Here is a 20,266-nt window from a genome sequence, read left to right on the forward strand (position 1 = left end):
GGTGCGCGGACGATCATCGATAGGCTGCGGCGGTGCGCACGGTCGAGCTGTTGTTGGACGGGGAGGCGGAGCGAGCCGTGCGGGAGGCGTGGCGGCGGCTCGCGGACGCGGGGCTGCCCAGTCAGGCCCGCCACCGCTCACCGACCAACAGCCCGCACCTCACCCTGGCCGCCTGCCCGGAGCTGACCGCCCCGATCCGCTGGGAGCTCGCCGAGGTGGCCGCCGGTCTGCCCCTGCCGGTGCGGTGCACCGGCGTGGTCCGCTTCGAGCGGCCCACCTCCGTGCTCGCCTGGGCGCTGGACCCGGACTCCGCACTGGCCGGGCTGCACCGCCGGGTGTGGGAGGCGGTGGCCTCCGACAGCCCGCCCGAGACCCTCAACCCCTTCCACGCACCCGGACGTTGGACCCCGCACATCACCCTGGGCCGGACCCGGCGGGCCGGCGCCTTCGCGGACCGGCGGGTCCCCGACCTGCTGCCCGCGCCGCCGCTGTCGATGCACCTCACCACCCTGCGCAGCTACGACACCGTGACCGGCGCCCTCGAGGTGCTGCGGCCCCGCCCCTGAGCCCGGCCCCTCCCACCGCCCTGACCAGGCGACCCGGGCAGATGAGGTGATGTCGCGGAAACTCGGGGAAAAAGGTCCGGAAGTCGACGGGAGGTTGTCGTGGAGCGTGGAGACCTGGAGCTGGGCCATGTGCTGGCCGCCGCGGAGGCGGCGCCGCCCGGGGAGTCCGTGAACGTCGTCGCACGCGATCTGCAGAAGCGCTTCGGCGCGACGGGCGTCTCCTTCCTGTTCGCCGATCTCATCGGCCAGCGGCTGGTACGGCTCCCCGCGGCCGGCGGCGAGGCACCGGACCACGCCGGGCCGCTCGACCTGCGGGGCAGCGTCTACGACAGCGTGCTCCAGAGCCAGCGACAGCACGTGGAATCCGACGGCCAGGGCGGACTGCGCGTCATCACACCGGTCACCAACCGCGGCGACTGCATCGGCCTGCTGGAGGCGACCCTGCAGTCCGCCGACGACACCGTGCTCCGACAGGTCCGCGACGCGGCGCACGCGCTGGCGTACATCATCGTCACGGACCGCCGCTTCACCGACCTGTACCACCTGGGACGGCGCACCACCGAGACCAGCCTGGCCGCGGAGATCCAGCACCAGCTGCTTCCCTCGGCGTCCTGCTGCGAGGCGCCCCAGTTCACCCTCGCCGCCGGGCTGGTCCCGGCCGACGACATCGGGGGCGACACCTACGACTACACCCTCGACCACGACACCCTGCATCTGTCCGTCACCGACGCCATGGGCCACGACACGAACTCCGCTCTGCTGGCGACGTTGCTGGTCAGCGCGTTGCGGCGGGCACGCCGCAGTGGCTGCGACGCGCTGAAGCAGGCGCACCACGCCCATCAGGCCCTGCTGAGCCACAGCCGTGGTCTGGCCACCGGGCAGCTGCTCTGCGTCGACCTCGGCACGGGCCTGTGCGAACTGGTCAACGCCGGCCATCCCTGGCCCCTGCGGCTGCGCGACGGTGTCGTGGAGGAGGTCAGACTCGCGGTCAACCTGCCGTTCGGCGTGGCGGCACCCACTCCCTACCGCGTACAGGAACTCCAGCTGCGCCCGGGCGACCGGCTGATCCTGCTCACCGACGGAATGCAGGACCGCGGTGCCGCGGCCGTCGACCTCGCCTCTCTCGTGCACGACACCCGCGCGCAGCATCCGCGTGAGGCCGTCCGGAGCCTGACGGCGGCGGTGCTCGCCGCGTGCCACGGCAACCTCAGGGACGATGCCACGGTGCTGATCCTGGACTGGCACGGCAGCCCCGTCGGACCGGCGGAGACCGGGCCGAGCCCGCAGTAGCGGGCGAGGAAGTTGTCCGAACAGATTCCGCGGAGTCCGATCATTCGCGTCTTGGGTACACCCGCCTGTGTACGCGGCAGTGACGCAGCTCACATCGCGCTCCGGGAAGGATCGGAAGGTAGTTACCTGTTCGAACAAGTAACACTCTCCGTCCTACGAGAAGAGACGACGATGTCGAAGGCATTCGAGCCCTACGAGCTGAGCGGTCTGCGCCTGGCCAACCGTCTGGTGATGGCGCCGATGACCCGCAGCCGTGCCCACGGCCCCGGTCAGAGCCCCACACCGCTGATGGCCGACTACTACACGCAGCGCGCCTCCGCCGGGCTGATCGTGACCGAGGGCGTGCAGCCCTCCAGGGTCGGCCAGGGCTATCCCGACACTCCCGGCATCCACACCGCAGAGCAGATCGCCGCCTGGCGCCGGGTGACCGACGCGGTGCATGCGCGGGGCGGCGTGATCTTCCTGCAGATCATGCACACCGGGCGGGTCGGGCACCCCGCGCTGACGGGCCTGCAGCCCGTCGGCCCCTCCGCCGTCGCGGCCGCCGGGCAGGTGTACACCCACGAAGGCCCCAAGGACTTCGTGACCCCGCACGAACTGACCGACGCCGAGATCCACGCCACCATCGCCGACTACGCCACCGCCGCCCGCAACGCCGTCGAGGCCGGCTTCGACGGCGTCGAACTGCACGGCGCCAACGGCTACCTCATCCACCAGTTCCTCGCCCCGAACAGCAACCGGCGCAGCGACGCCTGGGGCGGCAGCCCCGAGAAGCGCACGCGCTTCGCCGTGCAGACCGCCACGGCTGTCGCCGACGCCATCGGCGCGGACAAGGTCGGCTTCCGCCTCTCCCCGGGCAACCCCTACAACGACATCGACGAGTCCGACACCGCCGACACGGAAGCCACGTACACCGCCCTGGTCGACGCCCTCGCCCCGCTGAACCTCGCCTATCTGCACCAGTTGGAGGCCCCCGGCGCGCACGACCTGATGCTCCGCCTGCGCAAGACGTGGCCGACCACCTTCATCCTCAACCCCTTCACCGGCCGGGAACCCACCGGCCCGGCCGCACTGGAACTCGTCGAGAACGGCACCGCCGACCTGCTCGCCTACGGCACCCTCTTCCTCGCCAACCCCGACCTGCCGGCCCGTCTGGCCCGGGGTGGCCCGTTCAACACCCCCGACCCGGCCACCTTCTACGGCGGCGGCGAGAAGGGATTCACCGACTACCCGACGCTGGAGGAAGCCGGCGCCTGACGGTTCCGCCCCGGACCCGCCCGCGGAGCACGCCGCGCCTGAGCAGCACATACCCTGTGCTCTCAGGACGCGGACCTGCGGCCTGCCCCGGCAGTCGGCTCTCACGCCGGCCACCGGGGCAGGCCCCGTACGGACGGCCGCTGGGCGGACGGCAGAAGGAAGCGCGATGGAACCCGAGGCAACGCCCCAGGCCCCGGCGGCCGGTGAACTCCCCGAGGCCGCACGCCGCGGACCGATCAGCCATGCGATCTTCCGAGTGGCCCGTCTGCACCGCATGCTCGCCGGGCAACTGCTGCGCGAGGTGGGTCTGCACCCGGCCCAGGAGCTGGTCATGATGCAGCTGTGGGACCGCGGCCGGATGCGCCAGACCGACCTGGCCCGGCACGTCGGTGCCGACGCCGCCACCATGACCCGCACCATCCAGCGCCTGGAGAGGGCCGGGTTCGTGCGCCGCGTTCCCTCCACCAGCGACAAGCGTTCCGTCCTCGTCGAACCGACCGCCGCCAGCCAGGCCCTGCGCCGGCAGGTCGAGGACCTCTGGGCCCGCCTGGAGGACTACGCCGCCGGGGACCTCACCGACGCCGAACGCGCCGAGGCCCTCGCCGTCTTCGAGCGCCTCGAAGCCAACCTCGCCGCCCGCACCGGCGGTGCCGAAGCGCCAGGACCGGGCGCACCCGGGGTCTGACCGCCGGAATCCTCGGCCCTCGCCTCAGGTGTTACCCACAGGAACCCTTTCCTCACGGGCTTCCGTCCTCCACTATGAGCCGTCATACCCGCCGGTACGTCAGGTCTCCGCGCGGGTCGCAAGGCTGCGAGGAGGCGGCGGGCATGGCTCGGGCGGACGAGGACAGGGACCCTGGGGGTGCGGAGCCCGGGCACGGGATCCACGCGGGCGCGTCCGACGTGCGGCTCACCGAACTGCTGCGCGCCGACACGGGGACGGCGTATCCGGCCCTGCAGGAACTGCGCGCCCGGCATCATCCGCACGTCCTCGCCTACGCCCGGCTGTGCACCCCGAACGAGTCCATGGCACGGCAGTTGGCGGGCCAGGCGTTCACGCTGGCGGCCCGCCAGAGTGCCCGCGGCATCGACTCGCCGCTGCCCTGGCGTCACCAACTCCTCCTGCTCGTCGCACAGGCGGCCGGGTCGTGGGCCGCGGACGGACGGGCGGCGGGGCTGGACGCGGGGCTGCTGCTCGTCCTGAACACGGCCGGTCCCTCCGGCCCGGTGCCCTCCATGCTCACGGCGTTCCGGTCCGTGCCGTCCCGGACCCAAAGCCTGATCTGGTACGGGATCGTGGAACAGGAGCCCGCGGAACGCACGGCCACTCTCCTCGGCCTGTCCCGGGAGGACGTCACCTACGGCACGGACCCGGCGCTGCACCAGCTGGCCCGGGCCTGCCTGCGCGTCCGCCTCGCCGCCTCCGAGGACCCGGACTGCTCCGACTTCGGCCGCCTCATCGAGGAGTCCGTACGGCCCGGCAACTCCCGGGCCAGCGCCGATCTGCACGCCCACATGGCGCACTGCCCGCACTGCACGACGGCCCACGAGGAACTCTCGGCCCTGCGGGACGCCCCGCGCACGGCGCTGGCCGAAGGGCTGCTCCCGTGGGGCGGCACGGCGTACGCGGCGGACGACGCGGGGGCGCGTGCGGCCGCTGGTGCCGCCCTGAGCCGGATGCCGTCCGGAGCTGCCGGTGCCGGGCGGGGTGCGGGGGAGCGGGCCGGGGCACCGGATCGCCGGCGCACCGTCCTGGTGTCGGCGGTGCTCGGGGTGGCCGTGCTGCCGCTGGCGGTGTTTCTCCTGACGCAGGGCGGATCGACCCCGCAGGACCCGGTGAGCTCGGCGAACGCCCGGCCGAGTGTGCCGCCGGTGGCCGTGACGGTGACGGCCACGGTGTCGGCGACGCCGTCGACCGCACCGCCCTCGCCGTCGCCCGAGCCGTCGCGGAGCACGAAGTCGCCCTCCCCGACCCGCAGTCCGTCCCCGACGAGGACCGCGAGCCCGAAGCCGACGCCCCCTCCCACACGCCCGCCCTCCGGCTCCTTCGCGCAGATCGTGAACGTCGGCTCGGGGCTGTGCCTGGACGTGGACGGTGCCTTCTCCGACGGGACCGACGTCATCACGGCCCGTTGCTCCTCCGCCCGCACCCAGCGCTGGCGCGTCGACCACGAGCGTGGGGTGCTGCAGTCGGCCGCCGATCCCGGCTTCTGTCTCGACAGCCGCGGCGCCACGCACCGGGGCGTCGGGATCTGGGACTGTGACTCGGTGGAGGGCCGCAACGGCCGCAACCTGACGTTCGTGGTGGACGGCAACGGCCTGATCCGCCCCGCCATCGCCTTCGACACGGCCGTCACCCCGGACGGCGGCGCCGGGGACGGGGTGTCGCTGAGCTCGGCGGACGGGGGCACCGAACAACGGTGGCGGGCGGGGGCCGCCTGATCAGCCGTCGAGCGACATCGACGGCCGCGCTCCGTCCCCGCGCTCCACTCCGAACCGGGCCACCACCCGTCCGTCCAGGTCCGCCGGGCCGGTTCCCCGTCCTGTATGGTCGCGGCCGCGACGCGAGAACGGGAGCTGCGATCCTGGTCGGGGCGTGACCGGAAGTGCCGTGGCCTGTGCGGGGATCCGACGGCGGAGGTGCTCCGGCAGAGAGCGCATCGCCGTGCGGAAGTCCTCGGCCCGGTACGCCCCCGGCTTCCTGCGCAGGCTCCACACGCGCTACGGCCTGAGCGAGAGCGGCCCGGACCCCGATGCCCGCGCCGGCCCCCGCCGTGGCGGTCCCGACGGACACCGTGACCAAGGTCTGACCGACAGCGGGACGGGCCCTTCACATCACCGGGGAGACGAGCGAAACGGCTTGTGCCGCAGCCGTTTACATCGATGTACATTCCGCTCTAGCCTGGCGCGCATCTCCCCACCCGGAAGGAACACCATGGTGATCCCGCGCCTTCGGCATGCCCTCGGGCGGCGTCGACTCCTCGCGTTCGCGCTCACCGGCGTACTGAGTCTGCTGCCGGCCACCCCGGCCGCCACATCCCCCCTGACCAGCGGCCCGGCGCCCGCCACGCCCTCTCCGGCGGCGACCGGAACACCGCTGCGCGACGGAACAGCCCTGTACCCGCGGCTCGTTCGGCTCGCTCACAACGGCGCGGCCAACGGGCGTGTCCTCGCGAGCGCCGTCACCTTCGACGGCAACAACGGCATCGGAGCCATCCACGAGAGCACCGATTCCGGAGCGACCTTCCGCGAGGTCGGGCGGGTCGCCGACCCCGACTCCGCGGCGGGCCAGGGGCTCTGCTGTGCCACCCTGTTCGAACTGCCTCGCCAGGTGGGCGTGTTGCGGGCCGGCACCCTGCTGTGGGCCTCGTCCGCCGGCCAGGACGAACCCGACCGCCGCATGGCACTGCGGATCTGGCGCAGCGACGACATCGGCCGCACCTGGTCCTACCTGTCGTCCTGCGCCGTCGCCGGAGGTACGGGCGGGCTGTGGGAACCGGAGTTCTCCGTGGCCGCTGACGGCGCTCTGGTCTGTCACTACTCTGACGAGACCGACCCCGCGCACAGCCAGAAACTCGTCGCGGCCCGCAGCTACGACGGAGTGAACTGGCAAGGCCACCACGACACCGTGGCCAGTACGTGGGCGCCCGACCGGCCCGGGATGCCGGTGGTGCGACGGCTGCCGAACGGCACCTACTTCATGAGCTACGAGATCTGCAATCCCGGCGGCCAGTACCAGTGCGTCGTGCACTACCGGACCTCGGCCGACGGCTGGAACTGGGGCAACCCGGCCGACCTCGGCATCCGCCCCGAGACGGCGGACGGCAGGTACTTCCGCGCCGCCCCGACCATCGCCTGGGCGCCCACCCCGGGCGGCGGGGGCGACGGCCGCATCCTGCTGATCGGGCAGCGCCTGCTCAACCGGGACGGCACGCTCGCCGCGGGGAGCGGACGGACGATCCTCACCAACTCCCGCAACGGCAGCGGCGCTTGGTCCACGATGACCGCACCGGTGACCGTGCCGAACCCCGAGATCAACTACTGCCAGAACTACAGCTCCCCGCTGCTGCCGTCGGCGGACGGCCGCAGGGTCCTCCACATGGCCACCGACTTCGAGGGCTCGGTATGCCGCACGTACTACGCGACGGGCGCCCTCCCCTAGACCCCTGAGAAGCCAGAGCCGGCCCGCGGGACGTTCCCGCGGGCCGGCTCAACGCGTACCCCTGTCTCTCCCCCGGATCGGCTCCGCAGGAGCAGCGCGGGCATCGGCGATTCAGGAAAGAACCCCGAGACGGCCCTCCTCGCCAACGCGGCGGAGGCCGTGCGGAGCTTGGAGATCGGGATTCTCACCGGCGGTATGCCGACGTCGATTCGGACGCTGCTCGGGCTGGCTCCCATGGGCGGAGGCGAGCTCGGTCTCCCCGCCACCGAGCGCAGTCGTCCCCGGCGTGATCAGCCGGCCCGTCCGGAGACACCGGCATGCCCTGCCCGGGCGGTGCGCAGCCCGGGGATGCTGCCTCCGCGTGGACCCTCGCCCCGGCCTCGGCGCGGATCAGTGTCGAGGTGGGGCAAGGGGCCCACGCGGGTGGGTCGGTGTCGCGGTCAGTCCTCCGGCGGCTGCTCGATCGCTGCCGGGCGTTGCTGTGCGGCGCGGATGCGGTGGATGTCGAGTTTGGAGCCGCGGTCGAAGCGGTAGATGCCGTTGCGTTCCTGGAAGACGTCGGTCAGCTGGGTGTAGCAGTAGCCGAACATGTCACGGTCGCCCAGGAGCACGCCCGTGAGGCCGGCGAAGCGGGCGTGGAACTCCTCCTCGTCGCGGACGCGTTCGCCGTAGCCCCAGGACTCGGTGCGGTCGTCGCCGGACTGGGCCGCGGCCGCCTCCGGATCCCACCAGATGCCGCCGAATTCGCTGACGAAGTACGGCTGGCCGCGGTACGGCACCGACCAAGGGGCGCCGTTCTCATGGGCGTTGACGAACGGGGCGTCCTTCGCCAGCCCCGACATGAGCGCCCGGAACGCCTCGGGGTCCTGTTCGTAGTGGTGGGAGTCGTAGATGTCGGTCTCGGCGACGCGGTGCGCGTAGCCGGAGGCGTCGATCACCGGACGGGTGTTGTCCATCGCCTTCGTGGCGAGGAACATCGCCCGGGTCACCGCGTCGAGCTGCGTGAGGCGGTCGTGCAGCTTCTGGTACGTCTCGTTGAGCGGGCACCAGCCGATGATCGAGGGGTGGGAGTAGTCCCGCTCGACGGCTTCGAGCCACTGGCCGACGTACGAGGCGTCGGGCTGCTGGTTGTCGCCCGACGAGCCGCCCACCTCGCAGCCCCAGTCGCCGAACTCGCCCCAGACCAGATAGCCGAGACGGTCGGCGTGGTACAGGAAGCGCTCCTCGAACACCTTCTGGTGCAGCCTGGCCCCGTTGAAGCCGGCCTCCAGGGCCAGCTCGATGTCCCGGATCAGGGCCTCGTCGGTCGGGGCGGTCATCAGCCCGTCCGGATACCAGCCCTGGTCCAGGACGAGACGCTGGAAGACCGGCCGGCCGTTGAGCAGGACGGCCTTGCCGCTCACCCCGACGGCCCGCAGACCCGCGTAGCTCTCCACGCTGTCGACGACCCGGCCGTCCGCGTCGAGGAGTTCCAGCCGCAGGTCGTACAAGTACGGGTCCTGCGGGCACCATTCGCGGCGCCGCCCGTCGGGGACCGGCAGATACAGGCGCGGCGCCAGGTCCAGGTCGGCGCGTGCCTCGGCGCGGCTCACCTCACCGGAGCCGTCGGCGAGAACCGCGCGCACCCGGTGTCCTGGACGGTTGCCGGACAGCGGCAGTTCGAGGTGGAAGGCGGAGCCGGCGAGGTCGGGTGTGATGCGCGGGCGCCGCAGGTGCGCCTCGGGGACCGGCTCCAGCCAGACGGTCTGCCAGATGCCGGTCACCCGGGTGTAGTTGCAGTCGTGGTTGGCGTACCGGACGGCCTGCTTGCCGCGGGCCTGCGGCCCGGACTTGGGGTCGCGGGCCCGGACGGTGATGACGACCTCCTCGCCGCGTCCCGCGATGTCGCCGAGGTCGGCCGTGAAGGGGGTGAAGCCGCCGCGGTGCCGCGCGACTTCCTCGCCGTCGGCCCACACGGTGGTGTCGTAGTCGACCGCGCCGAAGTGCAGCAGCACCCGGCGCCCGGCCCAATCGGGGGGCAGGGTGAGGGCGCGCCGGTACCAGACGGCCTCCAGGAAATCGGTGTCGCCGATGCCGGACAGCTCCGACTCGGGCGGGAACGGTACGAGGATCTCGTCGCGCAACTCGCGGCCCAGCAGACCGCGTTCCAGTCCGCTGTCCCCCCGGTCGGTCTCGAACTGCCAGACACCGTTGAGGTTGAGCCAGTCGCGCCGCACGAACTGCGGTCGCGGGTACTCCGGGCGCGGTACGGAGTGAGTGGGCACACATGCTCCTGTCATAGGGGGGCCGGCGAGAGGCCGCCGGCCTGGTGCGTAGGGCGAAGAGGGCGGGTCAGGAGCCGCCGAGGCCGGTGGTGGCGACCGAGTCGACGATGCGGCGCTGGAAGAAGAGGAACACCACGATCAACGGCAGGGCCGCCAGCAGCGCGGACGCCATGGACTGGGCGTACTGGATGCCGAAGGCGTCCTTGACGGTCGCCAGGCCGACGGGCAGGGTCATCAGGTCCGGGTCGTTGGTGACGATGAACGGCCACAGGAAGTTGTTCCAGGCGCCGATGAAGACGAAGATCGCCACGGCGGCGACGATGGGCCGGGACAGCGGCAGCACGACCGACAGGAAGACCCGCAGCTCGGACGCCCCGTCCACACGGGCCGCGTCCTCCAGCTCCCGGGGGACCGCGTCGAAGAAGCGCCTGAGGATGAAGACCATCATCGGCGCCACGACCTGCGGCAGGATGACCGCCGCGTAGGTGTCCACGAGGTTGAACAGCAGCATCTGCTCGAAGAGCGGGACGATCAGCATTTGGGGCGGGACGAGGATCGCGGCGAGGGTCAGCGCCAGCAGGACCCGGCGACCGCGGAACGTGCCGCGCGAGAAGCCGTAGGCGGCGAGCGTCGAGACCACGACCGTGATCAGCGTGACGAGCCCGGCGATCAGGAAGCTGTTGAAGGCCCACACGGTGACGTTCCCGCGTTCCAGGATGTGCCGGTACGCCTCCGTCGTGAGGGCGCCCTTGACCGGGGACAGGCCGGGGGAGGCCGCGTCCTGTTCGCTCTGCAGCGAGGTGGCGACCGCCCAGACGAACGGCAGCAGCCAGACGGCGGTCAGGACGGCCAGCGCCGTACCGGCCAGCACGCGTGGCAGCCGGCCGTGTCCGAGGAGGAGGGAGGACGCACCGGCTGCCGAGGGCGGACGGCGCCGTGAGCGAAGGGGCGTTGCGGTGGCGGACACGGTCAGTCCTCCTGGCGGAAGAGACGCAGTTGCACGAGCGAGACGACGATGACGAGGGCGAAGAAGAGGTAGGAGACGGCGGAGGCGTAGCCGAGCCGGTAGCCGGTGAACCCGACGTCGTAGACGTATTCCAGGACCGGGCGGGTCGAGCCGTTGGGTCCGCCCTTGGTGAGGATGTAGATCTGGTCGAACACCTTGAGCGAGGCGAGGATCTGGAGCATCGCGACCAGCGCGGTGGTGCGGCGCAGCTGCGGCAGCGTGATGGACCACAGGCGCCGCCAGGCTCCGGCGCCGTCCAGCGCCGCGGCCTCGTAGGAGGTCGAGGGCAGGGACTGCAGCGCGGCGAGGTAGAGCAGGAAGTTGAAGCCGACCGTCCACCAGACGGTGAGGGCGGCGATCGACCACATCGCGACGGACTCGTCGGAGAGCCAGCCGACGGGCCCCACACCGAGGGTGTCGAGGAACTGGTTCGCCAGTCCGAGCTCGGGCTGGTAGAGCCAGGTCCAGATCAGCGTCACCACGGTCACGGGCAGCAGATAGGGAGCGAAGAAGGCCAGTCGCCACACCCACTGCCCGGCGATGCCGCTGTGCACCAGCAGCGCCATCGCCAGAGCGATCAGCACCAGCGGGACACTGGACAGGGCGGTGAAGACGACCGTGTTGCCCAGGCTGCTCCAGACGTCCGGATCACCGAACGCCTCGGCGTAGTTGTCGAAGCCGACGAACGTGGTGTCGCGCAGGGCCAGTGAGCTGTCGGTGAAGCTCATCCAGAGCCCGTGCAGGATGGGCCACACGAGGAACACGGCGAAGACGAGCGAGAACGGCAGGACGAAGACGAGGCCGGGGCCGTGCGAGGTCCGTCCGCCTCTGCGGCCGATACGGCCGAGGCCCCTGCGGCGGAGGCCGCCGGTACGCTCGGGGGCCGGGCCGCTCACGGCATCGGCACCAGCGGGTGCGGTGGTGGTCACGTGGGTCACTTCCTCTGCTCGTCAGGCGACCGGGTTGGGCTGCCGGAGCAGCGCGTCCGCCTCGCGGACCATCTGGCGTACCGCCTTCTCGGCGGAGGTGTTGCCCAGCAGCGCCGACTGCAGCGGCTGGCACATCCGGTTCTGGAAGTTCGAACCGGCCCCGGCGAACCAGTTCGGCGGGTCGAGGACCGCCACCTCGGCCGCCCCCGCGTAGGAGGACTGCGGGTCCAGGGCGGCGTACTGCGGTTCCGCGAGGACGGGCTGGTAGGCGGGGATGTGGCCGGCGCTCGCCCAGGTGAGGCTCTGTTTGACCATCTCCGCGACGTACCGGTGGGCCCGGCGGCGCCGCGCGGGGTCGGGGTTCTTCTGATGCGGAAGGACGAAGGCGTGGCTGTCCGTGTAGACGGCCGGCTTGTCGAAGACCTGCGGGAACGGTGCGGCGCCAAGAGGGATGCCGGACTTCTTCAGCGTCGGCAGCTCCCACTCGCCGAGCATCACCATGCCTCCCCGGCCGCCGAGGAAACCGGCCAAGGCGCCGTAGTAGTCCAGGTTGTTGGGATTAGTGCGGCCGTCGAACAACTGCTGCATGAAGGTGACCACGCGGACGGCCGCGTCGACGTCGATCCGCGGCGGGCCGCCGTCGGGCAGGGAGAACGCGGCGCCGGTCTGGGCGTAGAGGGCGGCGAACTGCCGCCAGGTCTGGGCCGTGTCGGTGACGTGGCCGAACAGGATGCCCTTCTGCCCGGTCGCCTCGGCGAGCGCCTTGCCGGCGTCGAGCAGGGCGTCCGGGGAGCCCATGGGGGCCAGTTCACCCGATGAGTCGAGCAGGCCCGCCTTGTCGGCGGCCTCCTTGTCGTAGAACACGATGAAGGGGTGGACGTCGAGCGGGATGGCGAAGACGGTGCTGTCGTGCTGCGTCCGGGCCCAGACGGCCGGTGCGAAGTCCTGCCGGCGGACGCCGAACTCGGCGAGCAGGTCCAGGTCGAAGGGGTCGAGGAGACCGCCGGGCGCGTAACCGGCCAGCCGGGAGAGGTGCATGATCGCCACGTCCGAGGCCCGGCCGCCGGCGGCCGACATGGCGAGTTTCGTGTAGTACGACGGCCCCCAGTCCAGGATCGTGCGCTGCACCTCGAATCCCTCCGGGCCTGCGGAGACGGCCTTGATCATGTCGTCCATGAGCATGCCGTCACCGCCTTGGAACAGGTCCCAGACGCTCAGCGCCGAGGCGTCCGCGGCGGCCGGTGAGGCGCAGCCGGACAGCGGGCCGGCGGCGAGCACCGCCCCCGCGGCGGCCGTGCCGTGACGCAGGAGCCGGCGGCGGGTGAGAGCAGCGCCCGCACCGGAGGCGGGCGTTGGGGGTGGGGCAGAGGGGTGGGTGAACATCGCGGACCTTCCGACGGCCGGACACGCATGCCGGACCGGCGGGAAACACCCGGGAGGGGTGCCGCACCGCATGGGTCAGGCGAGGGGCGCACCGGAGGCGCCGATGCGATGGCTCGTTTTTACATCGATGTACATTGGCTGTAAAGAGCCTGAGGCACGGCCGGAATCCGAGGGCCGACCGGACCGGGGAGCGTGCCGCCGTTCCGCGACCAGCCGGAACATATACTCGGCAGCGCGGTGGGGCAGGGAGGTTCCGGTGGCACGACCGAAGATCAAGGACGTCGCGCGTCTCGCGGGTGTGTCGGAGAAGACGGTGTCCAACGTCATCAACGACTACGCCCACGTCTCCGACCGGACCAGGCGCGCCGTCCGCGACGCCATCGAGGAACTCGGCTACAAGGTGAACCTGGCAGGCCGCCATCTGCGCCAGGGCCGCACCGGCATCATCGCTCTCGTCATCCCCGAACTGGACGTGCCGTACTTCGCGGAGCTCGCCCGGCACGTCATCCGCGAGGCGGAGCGGCGCTCCCTGACGGTGCTGATCCACCAGACCGCCGCGGACCGCGATCACGAGCTGGCGGCGCTGACCGGCTTCGGCTCCAGCTTCGTCGACGGGGTGATCCTCAGCCCGCTCGCCCTCACCGCGGACGACCTGCGTGAGCGGGCCGGCGCCCCGCCCACCGTCCTCATCGGCGAACTGCTGGAGGAAGGCGCCGATCACGTCGCCATCGACAACGAGAAGGCGGCACGCGAAGCGACCGAGCACCTGCTCGGCATGGGGCGCCGCTCCATCCTGGTCATCGGCGGACGCGACGACGCGGCTCCGGGCACGGCCGAGGCCCGGACCCGCGGCTACCGCGCCGCGCTCACGGAAGCGGGCATCGCCCACGACCCGGCCGCGCTCCTGCCCGTCACGTCCTTCCGCATGCCCGACGGCGCCGAGGCGGTGACCCGGGTGCTGAGCGAGGGCGTCCGCCCCGACGCGCTGCTGTGCCTCAACGACCAGTTGGCCCTGGGCGCGTTGCGGGCCCTGCACGAGCACGGCGTCCGGGTTCCCGAGGAGGTCGCCGTCATCGGCTTCGACGACGTCGAGGCCGGGCGCTACAGCGTCCCCACCCTGAGCACCGTCGCCCCGGACAAGGCCGCGGTCGCCCGGGTCGCCGTCGCACTGCTGCAGCGCCGCATGGACGAGGCGGCGGGCACCACCGCGGCGGACGCCTCATCGGCCGACGCGCGATCGCCGCAGGACCTCGTGGTGGCGCACCGGCTGGTGTTGCGGGAGAGCACGGAGGGGGCCGCCGGGTCGAGGCCCGCGGGCGCGCGGCCGGCGCCGGCCTGAGCAGGGCCGCGCACCACAGACTGTCCGGCCGGCCGACCCGTCGGTCAGTCGGTTAGTCGGTTAGTCGGTCGGCCTGTCGGCCGGTACCGGGAAGAGCATGCAGCTGCTGGTGGCGTGGGCCAGCAACCGGTCGTCGGAGTCGCGGAGTTCGGCTTGGGCGAGGGCTGTGCGGCGGCCGAGGTTGAGGATCGTGCCGACGGCACGGATCTTGCCGCTGTCGACCGTGACCGGACGGAGGAACTTCACGTTCAGGTCGATCGAGGTGTAGGCCGTGCCCAGGGGCAGCGCGGACTGCACCGCGCAGCCGGCCGCCGAGTCGAGGAGCGTGGCGTAGACACCGCCGTGGACGCTGCCGATGGGGTTGTAGTGCTCCTCGCCCGGCACCAGCGCGAAGACGGCCCGGCCGTGCTCGGCCTCTTCGAGGGTGAAGCCGAGCGCCCGGGCGATCGGTGGGGCGGGCAGACGCCCGTCCAGGATCTCGCGGAGGAACGCGAGGCCGCTGTGCTGAGCGACGGCACCGGCGGAGACCCGGGGGTCCTCCCAGTCGAACGTGCGTGACCTGCGCATTCCCGCTCCCTGCTGCATCTGGCTTCTCCTGGCGAAGCTAGCCGGGCCGGCATCTGGCTGTCAATGGTGAAGCCAGCCTAGGATGGGTGCATGAGGTGGTTGGAGACGAGCACGGCGAACTGCACGGTCCAGCGGACCTTGGACCTGGTCGGCGAGAAATGGTCCTTGCTGCTGCTGCGGGACGCCATGAACGGCGTCAGGCGCTTCGACGACTTCCGTCGTCATGTGGGGCTGTCCGAGGCGGTCCTGGCGGACCGGCTGCGCAAGCTGGTGGCGGCCGGGATCCTGGAGACCGTCGCCTACCGCGAGCCGGGCAGCCGCACCCGCAACGAGTACCGCCTCACCCGCAAGGGCTGGGACCTGTGGCCCGCGATGATCGCGCTGAAGCAGTGGGGCGACCGGTACACGGCCGACCCGGAGGGCCCGCCCTTGGCGGTGCACCACGCGGAGTGCGGAGAAGACGTGCGCGCGGTGGTCGTCTGCGGAGAGGGCCACGGACCTCTGACACCCCCGGAGGCCGGCCTCCGCCCCGGCCCCTCGGCGCGACCCGTCGGCTGACGGGCGGCGCGGCGCAAGGCATCAGCCGCCGTGGCAGCGGCCCCTGACGGTATCGGTCCCTGACGGCATCGGCCCCCGACGGTATCGGCCCCTGACAACACCGGCCCCTGACAACACCGGCCCCTGACGGTGCGTCAACCTGTGTGCGCGGCCCCGGAGATCCGCAGACGAGCGGCCGCTGAGCCGGGGGAGGAGCGCACGGCCAGGCTGCCACCCCGCCCGGCAACTACCGTCCCGGCCAGGCGAGTCGCCCTGTGTCAGGAGGACTCGCGCACCACCAGCTCCGTCGGCAGTGTGACCTGCTGCCGGGGCGCGCCGTGCCGGGTGATGTCGGTCAGGATGCGCGCCATGGTCCGGCCCAGTTCCTCCACCGGCTGGCGGACGGTCGTCAGGGGCGGGTTGGTGTGGCGGGCGAGGATGGAGTCCTCGAAGCCGACGACGGCGACATCGCCGGGCACCTGCCGTTGCGACCGGCGCAGTTCGGCCAGGGCGCCGACCGCCATGAGGTCGGAGGCGGCGAAGACGGCGTCCAGGTCCGGGACGCGTTCAAGAAGCAAACGCATGGCGCGGGCACCGCCCTCTTCGGTGAAGTCACCGGCTTCGATCATGCGGTCGGAGACGGGAACGCCCGCTTCCTCGTGCGCGGTGCGCCAGCCGGCGAGCCGGCTGCGGCCGACGTCCATGTCCAGCGGGCCGGTGATCGTGGCGATCCGCCGCCGTCCGCGCTCCAGCAGATGCCGCACCGCCGCGGCGGCACCGCCGGCGTTGTCGGAGTTGACGTAGCTCAGGCGCTCGCCCGCGTCGCGGCGGCCGGCTAGCACGGTGGGCAGCCCCATCTCCTCCAGCATGCCCGGCAGCCGGTCCTCCGAGTGCACCGAGACGAGCAGCACGCCGTCCACGCGGCGGGTCGCCACCGACTCGGTCAACTGGTCCCGCTCCGCCTGGTCGCGGACGAGCATCAGCTGCAGCTGGGTGCAGCTGTCGGCGAAAGCGCTGCTGACACCGCGGATGAGGGCCGCGAAGAACGGCTCGGAACCGAGCCGGCTCTCCGACTCCGGGATCACCAGGGCCACGGCGTCGGTGCGGTTGGTCACCAGGCCGCGCGCGACCGAGTTGGGGACGTAGTTCAGCTCTTTGATCGCCGCCAGGACCCGGGCACGGGCGTCGGCGCTGACCAGGTCCGAGCCGTTGACGACCCGGGACACCGTGGTGCGGCCCACGCCGGCGCGGGCGGCGACCGTTTTGATCGTGGGACGGCGGTTGCCGCTCATGTGCTCCCCCCTCGGCGCCGCGGAGGCAGGACCTGCCGCGGAGGTGACCTGCGGCAATTCTTGCAGACTCGGCGGCCGGCGGAGCACCCGCCCGCCTCGGCGCAGCCGGCCGCCGTCAGCGGCCGCCGCGACGAGTTGCGTTCAAGTCATTGACAGATCGGCCCCCTCCAACGAGTCTTCGATGCGCGATGGGAACGTGCCCACCCACAAATGGGCACGTTCCCAATCTGTGAGCCGTCAGGAATGTCACCGCTGTAGCCATCGCAGTAGTCAGCGCAGAACTCGTCACTCCGATGTGTCAGCGCGGTCGCTAGGAGGAGATCAATGGGCACTTTCGGTTCGTTGCGCAGAAGGGCGGTGGCGACGGCCGCGACCGTCGGCGCGCTGGCGCTCGTCGTCGGCTGCGGCGGCAGCGACGACTCCGTCACCGGGGGCGGGAAGAAGGACGGCAAGGTCACCATCACCATGGGCCTGTACGGCGTCATGGGCATCAAGGAGACGGGCCTGCTGGAGCAGTACGAGAAGGAGAACCCCGGGGTCGACATCAAGGCGGAGATCGCCGGTGACGAGCAGACGTACTACACCGCGCTGCAGACCAGGCTCGCCGCCGGCAAGGGCCTGAAGGACATCCAGGGCATCGAGATCGGGCGCGCCAAGGAGATCACCGACACCCAGGCGGACAAGTTCGCCGACTTCGGCGACGTGAAGGGCACCGACCACTTCCTGCCCTGGAAGGAGTCGCAGATCAGCACCGGGGACGGCAAGGTGCTCGGCCTCGGCACCGACATCGGCCCCATGGCCGTGTGCTACCGCAAGGACTACTTCGAGAAGGCGGGCCTGCCCACCGACCGCGAGGAGGTCGCCAAGCTCTGGGAAGGCGACTGGAAGAAGTACGTCGAGGTCGGCCGCACCTTCAAGAAGGACTTCAAGGGCGACGGCGTCGCCTACATGGACGCGGCCAGCGGTCTGTTCAACGCCATGATCTACGGCCACCCCGAGCAGTTCTACGACGACAAGGGTGAGCTGATCTACGACAGCAACCCCGTCGTCAAGGACGCCTGGGGCCTCGCCGCCGACGCGGCCGAGGACGGGCTGACGGCCAAGCTCCGCCAGTTCCAGCCCGGTTGGGACCCCGGTCTGGCCAACGGCACGTTCGCCACGGCCGTGTGCCCCGCGTGGATGCTGAGCCACATCAGCGAGAAGGCCGGCCCGGCGAACAAGGGCAAGTGGGACGTGGCGAAGGCCCCCAAGGGCGCCAACTGGGGCGGGTCCTTCCTCGGCGTGGTGGAGCAGAGCCCCGTCAAGGAGGAGGCCAAGAAGCTCGTCGCCTGGCTGACCGCCCCGGAGCAGCAGACCCACATCTTCAAGGAGATCGGCAACATCCCCTCCTCGCGGCAGGCCCTGGACAGCGCGGACGTGAAGGGCGCGAAGTCGGAGTACTTCAGCGACGCGCCGATCGGCCAGATCTTCGGAGCCGCCGCTCAGGAGATACCGGACAAGCAGGTGCTCGGCCGCAAGGACGGCACGATCAAGGACACCTTCTCCCAGGGACTGACCCTGATCGAGCAGCAGGGCACCGCCCGTGACAAGGCGTGGGAGACCACCGCGGAGCGCATCGAGAAGGCGGTCGGCTGACCGTCGGCTCCCCCGTGGTCGTCCGTGCCCGCTCCGCCTCCCCGCGGCGGGCACGGACGGCCGGCTCAACCATCCGCTCTCAGGAAGGATTTCCGGTGGCCACCTCCACCACCAAGGCCCTGACCGGGGACGCGCCCCGGGGGCCCGCCCCGGACGACCGCACCGCCCGGCGGCGCGGGGCGCTGCTGCACCGGCTCGACATCAAGGGCGCCCCGTACGTGTTCGTCGCGCCGTTCTTCGTGGTCTTCGCCGCGTTCAGCTTCTACCCCCTCGTCTACACGTCGTGGATCTCCCTGCACGACGTGGAACTGGCCACGCTCGACGTCATGGAGTGGGTGGCGTTCGACAACTACGTCGAGCTGTGGGGCGACTCCAGGTTCTGGAACGCGCTGCAGAACACGATCACCATCGGTGTCATCTCCACGGTGCCGCAACTGCTGATGGCACTGGGGCTGGCGCACCTGCTCAACTACCGGATGCGCGCCTCGCTGTTCTTCCGCGTGGCCTCGCTCGTGCCGTACGCGACGTCCGTCGCCGCGGCCGCCCTGGTCTTCACGATGATCTTCGAGCGGGACTTCGGGATGATCAACTGGGCCCTCGGCGCGGTCGGGATCGACCCCGTGGACTGGGAGGCCGACAAGTGGCCCGCCCAGGTCGCCATCTCCACCATCGTCATCTGGCGGTGGACCGGCTACAACGCGCTGCTCTACCTGGCCGCCATGCAGGCCATCCCCGCCGAACGCTACGAGGCGGCCTCCCTCGACGGCGCCTCCCGGTGGCAGCAGTTCACCCATGTCACCGTCCCCGGGATCCGCTCGACCATCGTCTTCACCATCGTGCTCTCCACGATCGGCGCCACCCAGCTGTTCGGTGAGCCGCTCATCTTCGGCCAGGGCCCGAACGGGGTCAGCGGCGGTGCGGACAACCAGTACCAGACGCTGGGACTGCTGCTGTACGAGGAGGGCTGGAAGAACTACCAGATGGGCCGCTCGGCGACCGTGGCCTGGGCGATGTTCCTGCTGCTGGTCCTCGTCTTCCTCGTGCAGCGCCTCGTCAAGCGCGCACGCTCCCGTACGTCCTGACCTGGAGTCACCATGACCACTCAGAGTCTCCCGGCCCGGACCAGCACCCCGGCCCGGAACCCCGAGGACAAGCCGGCCGGCCGCGGGGGCCGCCGGCTGCTGCGCCAGCGCGCCGGCCGCCAGCACCACGCCGGCCCCCTCTCCTACGTCCTGCTCGGCCTCATGGCGGTGCTGTCGATCTTCCCGCTGTACTGGACGATGGTGGCCGCCTCCACCGACAACACCCGGGTCAGCCAGACACCGCCGCCCTTCCTGCCCGGCCCGAACCTGTTCAGCAACCTCGCCCGGGCCTGGGACGAGGCGGCGATGGGCAAGGCCATGATCAACAGCCTGATCGTGGCCGGGGTGATCGCCCTGTCCACGGTGATGTTCGCGACGCTCGCCGGGTTCGCCTTCGCCAAGCTGCGCTTCAAGGGGCGCAACGTCCTGCTCATGCTGGTGATCGGCACGATGATGGTGCCGCCGCAGCTCGGCGTCGTCCCGCTGTTCATGATGATGGCCGAGCTGGGCTGGTCGCAGCAGCTGCCCGCTGTCATCTTCCCGACGCTGGTGAGCGCGGTGGGCGTGTTCTTCATGCGGCAGTACTTGTCGGAGGCGCTGCCGGACGAACTCGTCGAGGCCGGACGTGTGGACGGGGCGCACTCGCTGCGGATCTTCTGGAGCATCGTGCTGCCCGTCGCCCGGCCGGCGATGGCCGTACTGTTCATGATCACGTTCGTGCACGCCTGGAACGACTTCTTCTGGCCGTTCGTGGTCCTCGACATGACCAACCCGACGGTCCCCGTCGCGCTGACCCAGCTGAGCGCGGGCTACGTGCGCGACCAGTCGCTGATCATGGCCGGCGCGCTGCTCGGCACCCTGCCGCTGCTGGCGATGTTCATCGTCTTCGGCCGCCAGATCGTCAGCGGCATCATGGCGGGCGCCGTCAAGGGCTGACCCGCGAGCCTCACCGGCCGG

At 71.4% G+C, this 20,266-nt stretch carries 17 protein-coding genes; 11 read left to right on the plus strand and 6 right to left on the minus strand.

The genetic code is table 11. The features are described 5' to 3' along the window. The first annotated feature begins 32 nt into the window (after nt 1-32). The 6 genes from CHR28_RS01205 (at nt 33) to CHR28_RS01230 (ending at nt 7,275) form a co-directional block, all read left to right on the plus strand. Entirely contained in the window at nt 33-566 is a 534-nt protein-coding gene (locus tag CHR28_RS01205; protein WP_094051495.1) for a 2'-5' RNA ligase family protein, read from the plus strand. A gap of 99 nt (nt 567-665) precedes the next feature. Further along, nucleotides 666-1,856 carry a PP2C family protein-serine/threonine phosphatase gene (locus CHR28_RS01210; RefSeq protein WP_094051496.1) on the plus strand — a complete coding sequence of 397 codons (1,191 nt, stop codon included), beginning with the start codon at nt 666-668 and terminating at the stop codon, nt 1,854-1,856. Nucleotides 1,857-2,027: 171 nt separating this feature from the next. Next, the gene (locus CHR28_RS01215; RefSeq protein ID WP_094051497.1) at nt 2,028-3,113 is read left to right on the plus strand and encodes an alkene reductase; all 1,086 of its coding nucleotides are present in this window, start codon (nt 2,028-2,030) and stop codon (nt 3,111-3,113) included. 166 nt (nt 3,114-3,279) lie between these two features. Next, the gene (locus CHR28_RS01220) at nt 3,280-3,798 is read left to right on the plus strand and encodes a MarR family winged helix-turn-helix transcriptional regulator (protein ID WP_094051498.1); all 519 of its coding nucleotides are present in this window, start codon (nt 3,280-3,282) and stop codon (nt 3,796-3,798) included. Nucleotides 3,799-3,941: 143 nt separating this feature from the next. Beyond that, nucleotides 3,942-5,555, plus strand: coding sequence for an RICIN domain-containing protein (locus tag CHR28_RS01225; protein ID WP_094051499.1), 1,614 nt, complete (start codon nt 3,942-3,944; stop codon nt 5,553-5,555). 493 nt (nt 5,556-6,048) lie between these two features. Beyond that, nucleotides 6,049-7,275, plus strand: a complete 1,227-nt coding sequence (locus CHR28_RS01230; protein WP_094051500.1) for an exo-alpha-sialidase — start codon at nt 6,049-6,051, stop codon at nt 7,273-7,275. A gap of 440 nt (nt 7,276-7,715) precedes the next feature. On the opposite strand, the gene CHR28_RS01235 is transcribed toward CHR28_RS01230, so the two are convergent. From CHR28_RS01235 to CHR28_RS01250, 4 genes are all read right to left on the minus strand, one after another. After that, the gene (locus tag CHR28_RS01235) at nt 7,716-9,539 is read right to left on the minus strand and encodes a glycoside hydrolase family 2 protein (protein ID WP_094051501.1); all 1,824 of its coding nucleotides are present in this window, start codon (nt 9,537-9,539) and stop codon (nt 7,716-7,718) included. Nucleotides 9,540-9,606: 67 nt separating this feature from the next. Beyond that, entirely contained in the window at nt 9,607-10,506 is a 900-nt protein-coding gene (locus tag CHR28_RS01240; protein ID WP_094051502.1) for a carbohydrate ABC transporter permease, read from the minus strand. 2 nt (nt 10,507-10,508) lie between these two features. Further along, entirely contained in the window at nt 10,509-11,474 is a 966-nt protein-coding gene (locus tag CHR28_RS01245; protein ID WP_179272275.1) for a carbohydrate ABC transporter permease, read from the minus strand. A 21-nt stretch (nt 11,475-11,495) separates the two neighbouring features. Further along, complete coding sequence (locus CHR28_RS01250; RefSeq protein ID WP_094051504.1) at nt 11,496-12,857, minus strand: extracellular solute-binding protein; 1,362 nt, start codon at nt 12,855-12,857, stop codon at nt 11,496-11,498. A gap of 256 nt (nt 12,858-13,113) precedes the next feature. On the opposite strand from CHR28_RS01250, the gene CHR28_RS01255 reads away from it, so the two are divergent. Further along, nucleotides 13,114-14,196 carry a LacI family DNA-binding transcriptional regulator gene (locus CHR28_RS01255; RefSeq protein ID WP_094051505.1) on the plus strand — a complete coding sequence of 361 codons (1,083 nt, stop codon included), beginning with the start codon at nt 13,114-13,116 and terminating at the stop codon, nt 14,194-14,196. Between the two features lie 60 nt (nt 14,197-14,256). Here the strand turns inward: CHR28_RS01255 and CHR28_RS01260 are convergent, their stop codons facing one another. Beyond that, nucleotides 14,257-14,763, minus strand: a complete 507-nt coding sequence (locus tag CHR28_RS01260; protein ID WP_094051506.1) for a PaaI family thioesterase — start codon at nt 14,761-14,763, stop codon at nt 14,257-14,259. Between the two features lie 90 nt (nt 14,764-14,853). Here CHR28_RS01260 and CHR28_RS01265 point away from each other — a divergent pair, with 90 nt between their 5' ends. Beyond that, complete coding sequence (locus CHR28_RS01265; RefSeq protein ID WP_094051507.1) at nt 14,854-15,321, plus strand: winged helix-turn-helix transcriptional regulator; 468 nt, start codon at nt 14,854-14,856, stop codon at nt 15,319-15,321. 257 nt (nt 15,322-15,578) lie between these two features. Here the strand turns inward: CHR28_RS01265 and CHR28_RS01270 are convergent, their stop codons facing one another. Then, nucleotides 15,579-16,592 carry a LacI family DNA-binding transcriptional regulator gene (locus CHR28_RS01270; RefSeq protein WP_094051508.1) on the minus strand — a complete coding sequence of 338 codons (1,014 nt, stop codon included), beginning with the start codon at nt 16,590-16,592 and terminating at the stop codon, nt 15,579-15,581. 324 nt (nt 16,593-16,916) lie between these two features. Here CHR28_RS01270 and CHR28_RS01275 point away from each other — a divergent pair, with 324 nt between their 5' ends. From CHR28_RS01275 to CHR28_RS01285, 3 genes are all read left to right on the plus strand, one after another. Continuing rightward, nucleotides 16,917-18,227: an ABC transporter substrate-binding protein gene (locus CHR28_RS01275; protein WP_094051509.1), complete on the plus strand. Its 1,311-nt coding sequence runs from the start codon at nt 16,917-16,919 to the stop codon at nt 18,225-18,227. A 95-nt stretch (nt 18,228-18,322) separates the two neighbouring features. Beyond that, complete coding sequence (locus CHR28_RS01280; protein ID WP_094051510.1) at nt 18,323-19,309, plus strand: carbohydrate ABC transporter permease; 987 nt, start codon at nt 18,323-18,325, stop codon at nt 19,307-19,309. A 12-nt stretch (nt 19,310-19,321) separates the two neighbouring features. Continuing rightward, on the plus strand, nt 19,322-20,245 hold the full coding sequence (locus CHR28_RS01285; RefSeq protein ID WP_094051511.1) for a carbohydrate ABC transporter permease: 924 nt from the start codon (nt 19,322-19,324) through the stop codon (nt 20,243-20,245). Nucleotides 20,246-20,266: the final 21 nt, after the last annotated feature.

The sequence above is a fragment of the Streptomyces sp. XY006 genome (assembly GCF_002237655.1).
Lineage (GTDB): Bacteria > Actinomycetota > Actinomycetes > Streptomycetales > Streptomycetaceae > Streptomyces > Streptomyces levis.